The sequence below is a fragment of the Streptomyces sp. NPDC002144 genome, assembly GCF_053593695.1.
Genome location: NZ_JBSFDB010000122.1, coordinates 1 through 7,088, shown reverse-complemented (window position 1 = coordinate 7,088; position 7,088 = coordinate 1). Strand labels below are relative to the sequence as shown.

The window sequence follows — 7,088 nt, the reverse complement described above, 5'->3', positions numbered from 1 at the left end:
CCTTGCCGTTGGTTCGGGGCAGCTGCTGTCTGAGAAGCAGAAAGCTCAACCCGCGAGGGAAGAATCTCCCTGCTTCAGCTGGGGGAGAAGTCAACTCCCGCAGCTCGGAGCGGGCGTAGTTGGAGTTGGGGGTCGTGACACCCTTCTCCGGTGCCCAGAAGGTCATCGCCCCGTCGCGCTGGTCCGTGTAGAAGTACGAGTCCTGGTAACCGTTCGCGCCCTGAAGGCGGGAGGACGGAATGGTGGTCGGTGAGCCGGGCGAGCCGACGGGCTCCTGGAGCTGCCACACGGACAGGTCGAAGTTGCCGCCGGGCGCCTTGCTCGGGTCCGCTGCGGTGGCTTCGCTGGTGCTCATCACCGCGAGGACGCCCACGACGGCCGTGACGCTGGCGCCGGCCAGGACTTTCCTCACCGACGACGGCCGCCCGCCGGTGACGCTGGGCCGCGCCAACGCGGTCGCGGTCTGCCGCAACAAGTCCCCGCAGGCGCCCACCCGTTACGTCGGCCCGCTGTCCACGGACTACTGCATTCGGGTCTCCGCGGCACCGCAGGACGTGGCCGTGGTGGGGGGGGCAGTTCGTGTGCCACGGGCGTCTGCCAGTGGGGGAGTAGGGCGCGGAGTGGGAGGGGGCGTCGCGCGTGTGCGCCTCGATCGACCGGTTTCGCGCCATCCTGCAGGTTGCCGACGGCCTTTGGACGGGCGTCGAGAGGTGGAGCGTGGTTCTTTGATGGTTTGGTTGGTTGATCGGAGGTGTCTGTCCGGTTTGTGATCACTGATGTGATGGGGGACGGGATCGAGCTGTTGATGCCGGCCGATCCGGTCCGTGGGCGACGGTAGGGGCCGACTGTCCTGCGGCGGCTTGCATCGCCTGGACGTATCACCAGCGTCCGGGACGGTCTGGACAGCCGCGAGTGGGTTCCCCGCAGTGGCCGCTTACTGGTAGCAGCCGCCGGTGCAGAGCACGGTGACCGTGCCGCTGTCGTCGGCCGCTGTGGAGGGGGCATGGCGGGTGGTGGTCGTGGGGGTCTTGCTGGTTTCCCAGGGCATGGGGGCGGCCATGGCCTGGGGGCGAGGGCGGTGAAGACCGCGGTGCTCATGACCACGGCGGCCATCGCGCGCTTGCGCAGAGGCATCTGCCCGACCACCACCGCCGCTATGGCGTGAAGCGGCTGCGGACCATCCTGGGCATCGCCCGCTCCAACTTCTCCTACTGGCGCCCGAGGGCCGCGGACCGGGCCGCCCGGTAGGCGGCCGACGCCCACCTCGCCACCCGGATCCCGCCTTCGTGAAGATCGGCTTCGAACTCGGCGAGGAGAAGATGCTGGACGAGGCCAGAAAGTCCGCACACACGCCAGGGCCGGCCAGGTCTGTCGCCCTCGGTCAAGTGCCTGGCGCCTGGCGCCTAACGGTCCGCCGCCGGGCCGCCCGACGATCGAGGCAGGCTCGATCCGAGGGGAAGGCAGGGGAAGGCAGATGAGCACAACAGCGGCGACGGAAAGCGGCAGCGGCACGGGAACCGGCACGGCGGCCGGTACGACCCAGGTACGGGGTGCGTGTCCACACGACTGTCCGGACACCTGCGCCATGACGGTCACTGTTCAGGACGGCAAGGCCGTAAAGCTGGCTGGAGACCGCGAACACCCGTACACACGCGGGGGTTTGTGTGTGAAGGTCGACAACTACCTGGACCGGGTCTACAGCCCGGACCGCATCCTGTACCCGATGCGCCGCAGCGGCCCGAAAGGCGGCGGCAGCTTCGAGCGGATCACCTGGGACCAGGCCCTGGACGAGATCGCGACCCGGTTCCGGGGGATCGCGGCCGAGTTCGGGCCCGAGGCGATCATGCCGTGCAGCTACCTCGGCACCCAGGGCATCCTCAACGGCCTCAATGTCGGCGACCCCTTCTTCGCCAAGCTGGGCGCCACCATCGCCGAGCGCACCTACTGCGACTCCGGCGCCTGCACCGCGTACACGATGACGATCGGCGACTGCGCGGGTGTGGACCCGGAGAGCCTGGTCCACTCGAAGTTCATCCTCATCTGGGCCTGCAACGTGATGAGCACCAACCTGCACCTGTGGCCGTTCATCGCCGAGGCCCGCAGGCGTGGGGCGACCGTCGTCGTGGTGGACCCGGTGAAGACCCGTACCGCGAGGGCGGCCGACTGGCACATCCCGATCCGCCCCGGCACCGACGGCGCCCTCGCCCTGGCGATGATGAACGTGATCATCGAGGAGGGCCTCACCGACGCCGACTACATCGCCAACTACACCGTTGGATACGAGGAGTTGGCCGAGCGTGCGAAGCAGTACACGCCCGAGTGGGCCGCCGAAGAGACCGGCGTCCCGGCCGAGGACATCCGCAAGCTGGCCCGCGCCTACGCCACCGCCCAGCCGTCCGTCATCCGCATCGGCGTGGCCATCGAGCGGCACGCGGGCGGCGGTCAGACGGTACGGACGCTGGCCTGTCTTCCCGCGCTGGTCGGCGCGTGGCGCAACCCCGGCGGCGGCATCCTCCAGCTCCCCCTGTGGGCGTTCCCGGTCAACTGGGGCGCGATGATGCGCCCGGACATGCTGGAGCCCGGCAAGCGGATCGTGAACCAGTACCAGTTGGGCCAGGCGCTCACCGGCGGCCTCGAACTGGACCCGCCCATCAAGGCGTTGATGGTCTACAACTCCAACCCGGTGGTCGTCTGCCCGGACCAGGAGCGGCTCATCGAGGGCCTGCTGCGGGACGACCTGTTCACGGTGGTCAGCGAGCAGTTCATGACCGACACCGCCCAGTTCGCCGACCTCGTGCTGCCCGCCACCACGCAGTTGGAGCAGGACGACATCATGTTCTCCTGGGGCCACCTCTACATCACCTACAACCACCGCGCGATCGAGCCGCTCGGCGAAGCGATCCCGAACACCGAGTTGTTCCGGCGGCTCGCGGCCCGCATGGGCTTCACCGACCCCGTCTTCCGGCGCACGGACGACGACATGATCGGCGAGGCCTTCGACTGGTCGGCGCCCGCCATGGCGGGCATCACCGTCGACTCCCTGAAGGAGAAGGGCTGGCAGCGGCTGAACGTGCCGCCCGCCGACCAGTACGCCCCTTACGCACAGGGCGACTTTCCCACTCCGTCCCGCAAGGTGGAGTTCAAGTCCTCCATCGCCGAGGCCGTCGGCAACTTCGTTGTCCCCCTCTTCCGCCAGGGCTCGGGCGACCACCAGCCGGGCGCCCCGGTCGACCCGCTGCCGCACTACATCCCGCCGCGCGAATCCCCGCACACGAACCCCGAGTTGGCAGCCCGCCACCCCCTCAGCCTCATCACCCCGAAGCCGCACGCCTACCTGAACTCCAGCAGCGCCAACCTTCCCATGCACCGTCGCGTACAGGGCGACCCGACCGTCCTCATCCACCCCGACGACGCCGCCGAACGCTCCATCGCCACCGGCGACGACGTAAGGATCTTCAACGACCGCGGTTCGTTCGTGGTGAAGGCGAAGCTCGACAAGTCCGTGCTCTGCGGCGTCGTCGTGTCGGCCTACGGCAGTTGGCGCTCGCACAGCACGTCGCTGTCCACGATGGCCTCCCTGAACCCCACTGCCTTCGCCGACCTCGGCAACGCACCCACCTTCTCCGACACCCTCGTCCAGATCGAAAGGGCCTGATGAACCATGGCGTACGTCGTCACCGACGCCTGCGCGGACATCCTCGACCAGTCCTGCGTCGAGGAATGCCCGGTGGACTGCATCTATCAGGGGGAGCGGATGATGTATATCCACCCCGACGAATGCGTCGACTGCGGCAAGTGCATGACCGTCTGCCCGAGCGACGCGATCCACTGGGAACACAAGATCCCCGTGGAACTCGCCCCGTTCGCCACGGCCGCCGTCGAGTTCTTCGAGGCGCATGAGGACGTGTCCGGTGGCGCGACCTCGCGCGGGCCGGTGGGCGTCGACCATCCCCTGTTGGGGGAGAGGCGTGCCGGCCAAGGGAGCTGAGAACACTGACCTGCTGATCGTCGGCGCCGGTCCGGTCGGCCTTTACGCGGCCTACTACGCCGGGTTTCGCGGCATGTCCGTCACCGTCGTCGACGCGCTGGAACAGCCCGGCGGTCAGATGGCGGCGCTGTACCCCGAGAAGCAGGTGTACGACGTCGCCGGCTTCCCGGTGGTGAAGGCACAGGACCTCGTCGACAACCTGGTGGAGCAGGCTGCGCAGGCGGCCCCCCGCTACCTGCTGGGCCACACCGCCCAGACCCTGACGGACACCCCGGACGGTGTCACCGTCACCACCCACCGGGGCACGGTCGTGAGGGCGAAGGCCGTTCTGGTCACCGCCGGCATCGGCAGCTTCACCGCCCGCCCGCTGCCCGCGGGCACCGCGTACGAGAACCGCGGCCTGCGCTACTTCGTACCCCAACCGGCCGAACTCACCGACGCCGACGTGGTGATCGTCGGCGGCGGTGACTCCGCGGTGGACTGGGCGCTGGCCCTCGAACCCCTCGCCCGCTCAGTGGCGTTGGTCCACCGCAGGCCGCAGTTCCGGGCCCACGAGCACAGCGTACGGCTCCTGCGCGAGTCGTCGGTGCGGCTGTACACCCCGCACGAGGTACGGCGGATCAGCGGCGAGGACCACGTCGAAGAAGTGGAGGTGCGCGACCTCGGCACCGGCGAGATTGAACACCTGAAGGCGGACGCGGTTGTGGCCGCGCTCGGCTTCGTCGCGAACCTCGGCCCGCTCACCCAGTGGGGCCTGGGGATGCGGGGCCGGCACATCGAGGTCGACCGGACCATGCGCACCAACCACCCGCGGGTGTTCGCCGCGGGCGACATCGCCGACTACGACGGCAAAGTCGCGCTGATCTCGGTGGGTCTGGGCGAGGCCGCGCTGGCGGTGAACCACATCGCCCCGGTGATCGACCCGACGCTGGCCACCGTGCCGGGACACTCCAGCGACGGCATCTGACGGACCTCACGCCCCGGCGCGCGTGCGGTAGGCGGTCGGGGAGGTGCCGTAGACCTCTCTGAACGCCCGGCTGAACACGGCCAGTTCGGTGAACCCCCAGCGGACGCTGATCTCGGTGAGGGTGGCCTCGCCGCCCCGCCGGTTCAGCAGATCACGCCGGCACCGCTCCAGCCGCTGCCGCCGGATCACCTGGGACACCGTCTGCCCCCGCCCGGCGAACATCCGCTGGAGTTGGCGCGTCGACACGAAGTGCGCCCGCGCGACGCTTTCCGGGGACAGGTCCGGATCCCCGAGGTTCTCCGCTATATAGGCGTCGATCCGCCGCAGCAGATCCGCGTGCCGGTCGGTGGCGCCGCCGAAGCCGTACGCCTCGGTGGCGATGGTCGCGACCAGGTCGCCGATCTCGTCGGCGATCCGAATGGCACCGCCTTCGCTGACGGTCGGCTTCTCGACGAGCAGATCGGTCAGCATTCTGCTCAGCACCGCGGTGATACCGCTGCCGCCGTCCAGCGTCCGGCAGGTCAGCTGAGCCGACTCGCTGTCGCTGAGGCGGATCGTGTCACGGGGCCAGGTGAAGACGGCGAGGTCCCAGTAAGGGGAGTCGGCCTCCGCGCGGAGCGTCCACTGGAAGGGCCGCTCCGTCTCGTAGACGACGAAGTCGCCGGGGCGGAGCATCGCCTCGTGCCCGTCCTGCGTGGCACGCGCCGTACCGCGGCGGACCAGGCACACCTGGAGGTAGCGGTCGTGGTCGCGGCGCAGCAGCTCCGTCGTACGGACGATGTCCTGGTCCACCGAGCGCACCCCCGACACCCTCAGGTGCCCGAGGAAGTCGCTGCGCACGGCACCGTCGAACACGCCGCAGTCCCGCTCGACATCCACGTCCAGGCTGACGAAGTGGTCCCGCAGCAGTTCCCGCCAGACCTCACTCCGGCCGGTGTTCGTCTCGTTCGCTCCTGCTGCCGCCGCTGCTGTCATGGCCTACCTCGCTGTGCTACTCGTTGACCAGAGTGTCAGCCTCGCGCTCGGACGTCCCGTTTTCGCCGTGTAAACAACCGGAAAACCGGGATTCGACGGTCCTCCTGTTCCCGTCGCCGCCGGTCAAATGCCTGTCGCGCGACGTCGTACGCGGCGGGCCGTGGCCGGTGAGGATGAAGGCCACTGCCGGTCCAGGAGGCGAGGAGACGCATGGTGACAGCCACCGTGAACGAGCAGATCTTCAGTTGCCCGGAGAAGGAGCAGTCGGGCGACGACATCCGGGTGGGCCTGACCCAGGACCGCCTCCCGGTCGCCGAGGCGATCGAGTGGGCGTCCGTCCCGTACTGTGGTGCGGTCGTCACCTTCACCGGCACCGTCCGCGACCACAGCGACGACCTCACCGGCCGCCGTACCGGGATCGTCGCAATCGACTACGAGGCGTACGGCGGTCACGTCGAGCCCCGCCTCCGCCTTGTCGCCCTCGCCGCCCGGGACCGATGGCCCGACCTGGGGCGGGTCGCGCTGTTCCACCGCTACGGCCCGGTGCCGCTCACCGAGGCGAGCGTCCTCGTCGTGGTGTCCGCGCCGCACCGCGCGGAGGCGTTCACCGCGGCGTGCTTCTGCATCGACGTCCTCAAGGAATCCGTACCGATATGGAAGCGTGAGTACGACGGGGACGGCGCGGCTGGTTGGGTGGCGACCGGAAGCCGGATCGACGACGTGGCGACGGCGGCACACCGATGGGAACCGAAGCCATGACGTCGACGTTCCGCTCAGCCCTCCTCGACCGCCGCGACCGCCCCCTGCGCGACCTGCGGATCTCCGTCACCGATCGCTGCAACCTCCGCTGCCGTTACTGCATGCCGCGCGAGCACTTCGGCCCGGACCACCGCTACCTGCACTCCGATGCGCTGCTGTCCTTCGACGAAATCGCCCGCCTGGCACGGGTGTTCGCCTCCCTGGGCGTACGCAAGATCCGCCTCACCGGAGGCGAGCCCCTCCTACGGCGAGGTATCGCGGACCTCGTCGGCATGCTCGCTGCGATCCCCGGTCTCGACCTTGCGTTGACTTCCTCCCCCGCCTAAAGGCGGGGGATTCCAGCGGTCGCCCGCTGGGGTTCCTGCTTCACCGACGACCGCCCCGTCCGGGAGGACTCCC

At 69.3% G+C, this 7,088-nt stretch carries 7 protein-coding genes; 5 read left to right on the top strand and 2 right to left on the bottom strand.

What is annotated here, in order from left to right:
* The coding region (locus ACWCQ1_RS51310) for a polysaccharide lyase family 7 protein (RefSeq protein ID WP_451030041.1) at positions 1-355 on the bottom strand (355 nt) is incomplete at its 3' end.
* A 1,119-nt stretch (positions 356-1,474) separates the two neighbouring features.
* Here ACWCQ1_RS51310 and ACWCQ1_RS51305 point away from each other — a divergent pair.
* Genes ACWCQ1_RS51305 through ACWCQ1_RS51295 form a run of 3 tightly spaced genes read left to right on the top strand, consistent with a single transcriptional unit; the run spans position 1,475 to position 4,955 of the window.
* A complete protein-coding gene (locus tag ACWCQ1_RS51305) occupies positions 1,475-3,655 on the top strand; it encodes a molybdopterin-containing oxidoreductase family protein (protein ID WP_451030040.1) in 2,181 nt (726 codons plus the stop codon).
* A gap of 6 nt (positions 3,656-3,661) precedes the next feature.
* A complete protein-coding gene (fdxA, locus tag ACWCQ1_RS51300) occupies positions 3,662-3,988 on the top strand; it encodes a ferredoxin (protein ID WP_451030039.1) in 327 nt (108 codons plus the stop codon).
* On the top strand, positions 3,969-4,955 hold the full coding sequence (locus ACWCQ1_RS51295) for an NAD(P)/FAD-dependent oxidoreductase (RefSeq protein ID WP_451030038.1): 987 nt from the start codon (positions 3,969-3,971) through the stop codon (positions 4,953-4,955). The genes fdxA and ACWCQ1_RS51295 overlap by 20 nt, the downstream gene beginning before the upstream one ends.
* Before the next feature lie 6 nt (positions 4,956-4,961).
* On the opposite strand, the gene ACWCQ1_RS51290 is transcribed toward ACWCQ1_RS51295, so the two are convergent.
* Positions 4,962-5,930 (bottom strand): helix-turn-helix domain-containing protein, encoded by a 969-nt coding sequence (locus ACWCQ1_RS51290; RefSeq protein ID WP_451030037.1) that lies wholly within the window; start codon positions 5,928-5,930, stop codon positions 4,962-4,964.
* A 210-nt stretch (positions 5,931-6,140) separates the two neighbouring features.
* On the opposite strand from ACWCQ1_RS51290, the gene ACWCQ1_RS51285 reads away from it, so the two are divergent.
* On the top strand, positions 6,141-6,689 hold the full coding sequence (locus ACWCQ1_RS51285) for a molybdenum cofactor biosynthesis protein MoaE (RefSeq protein WP_451030036.1): 549 nt from the start codon (positions 6,141-6,143) through the stop codon (positions 6,687-6,689).
* Positions 6,686-7,015: a radical SAM protein gene (locus tag ACWCQ1_RS51280; RefSeq protein ID WP_451030035.1), complete on the top strand. Its 330-nt coding sequence runs from the start codon at positions 6,686-6,688 to the stop codon at positions 7,013-7,015. The genes ACWCQ1_RS51285 and ACWCQ1_RS51280 overlap by 4 nt, the downstream gene beginning before the upstream one ends.
* Positions 7,016-7,088: the final 73 nt, after the last annotated feature.

Coding starts and splice junctions, on each gene's coding strand:
- ACWCQ1_RS51290 (WP_451030037.1), bottom strand. CDS start 5,930: ATGACAGCAGCGGCGGCAGCAGGAGCGAACGAGACGAACACCGGCCGG.
- ACWCQ1_RS51285 (WP_451030036.1), top strand. CDS start 6,141: ATGGTGACAGCCACCGTGAACGAGCAGATCTTCAGTTGCCCGGAGAAG.
- fdxA (WP_451030039.1), top strand. CDS start 3,662: ATGGCGTACGTCGTCACCGACGCCTGCGCGGACATCCTCGACCAGTCC.
- ACWCQ1_RS51305 (WP_451030040.1), top strand. CDS start 1,475: ATGAGCACAACAGCGGCGACGGAAAGCGGCAGCGGCACGGGAACCGGC.
- ACWCQ1_RS51280 (WP_451030035.1), top strand. CDS start 6,686: ATGACGTCGACGTTCCGCTCAGCCCTCCTCGACCGCCGCGACCGCCCC.